This window comes from Clostridium sp. AM25-23AC (assembly GCF_003435125.1).
GTDB classification, from domain to species: domain Bacteria; phylum Bacillota; class Clostridia; order Lachnospirales; family Lachnospiraceae; genus Pilosibacter; species Pilosibacter fragilis.
In genome coordinates this window covers 266-1476 of sequence record NZ_QWGI01000086.1, presented here as the reverse complement: position 1 = coordinate 1476, position 1211 = coordinate 266, and the positions used below count along the sequence as shown (strand labels likewise).

At 53.7% G+C, this 1211-nt stretch carries 1 protein-coding gene and 1 pseudogene; both read right to left on the bottom strand.

What is annotated here, in order from left to right:
• Positions 1 to 75: 75 nt before the first annotated feature.
• Positions 76 to 570, bottom strand: a pseudogene (locus DW677_RS17975) (alpha/beta hydrolase); the annotation flags it as partial.
• Positions 567 to 1211, bottom strand: a 645-nt coding sequence (locus DW677_RS17970) for a carboxymuconolactone decarboxylase family protein (protein WP_242992259.1), incomplete at its 5' end; no start/stop codon positions are given. The pseudogene DW677_RS17975 and the gene DW677_RS17970, both read right to left, overlap by 4 nt.

Here is a 1211-nt window from a genome sequence, read left to right as displayed (position 1 = left end):
CACATCATGCATCCGAAGATTTGTTTTACAAAATTCGCTTGTTTTTTTTCCAGATCGCTTAAATTGATCATATTATCCGTTGGCAGTTACACGGGGCATATCGTACATGGTCATAGCAGCGGTAGCTTTGATGCGGGTGTCGATTGCCGCCGCATTGATCGCCATGCCGCCCCAGCCACAGATACCGATACGCTCGGAGTCCACATTCTCCTGCACGGAGAGGAAGTCTACCGCTGCGCAGAAATCCTCGGTGTTGATGTCCGGCGAAGCGACATAGCGGGGTGTACCGCCGCTCTCGCCGGTGTAGGACGGATCGAAGGCAATCGTCAAGAAGCCAAGCTCTGCCATTTTCTGCGCATACAGACCGGAGGACTGCTCCTTTACCGCGCCGAACGGACCGCTGACGGCAATAACAGGCAGCTTGCCCACAACACTCTTTGGCGTGTACATATCCGCCGCCAGTGTGATGCCGTAGCGGTTGTGAAAGGTTACTTTCTTGTGATCCACCGTGTCGCTTTTCGGGAACACCTTGTCCCATTCCTGTGTCAGATTCAGTTTTTCCATATTCAGACCTCCTTGCCTGTTGCCTTAAAATATGCTGTGCTGTCCACGGCTTCCAACCATTCATTGGAGGTTTCATCCCCCGGAACCTCTACCGCCAGATGAGAGAACCAGCTATCCGGCGCAGCACCGTGCCAGTGCTTGACACCCACAGGAATATTTACTGCATCGCCAGGGTGCAGCTCCTGTGCCGGTTTGCCCCATTCCTGATAGTAACCATGCCCGGCCACGCAGACGAGAATCTGTCCGCCGCCGTTTTTCGCATGATGAATGTGCCAGTTGTTACGGCAGCCGGGTTCAAAGGTTACATTGTAAATACCGACCTGCTGCGTAGAAAGAGGTGCGAGATAGCTTTGGCCGATAAAATATTTCGCAAAGTCATCATTGGATGCGCCGATGGGAAAGACCATTTCATTCTGATGCTCGGCTTTTGCGTCGGCAGCGTCGTCCTCCGCCCATACCTCCTTTGCCATACGAAAAGCCGCCCATGCCTTGGGCCAGCCCGCATAAAATGCCGCGTGGGTCAGGATCTCCGCAATTTCCGTTTTCGTCACGCCGTTTTTCTTTGCAGTTGTCAGATGGTACTGAAAGGACGAATCCGTCAGTCCCTGCGCCAGCAGCGCCACCACTGTTACAATGCTGCGGTCCCG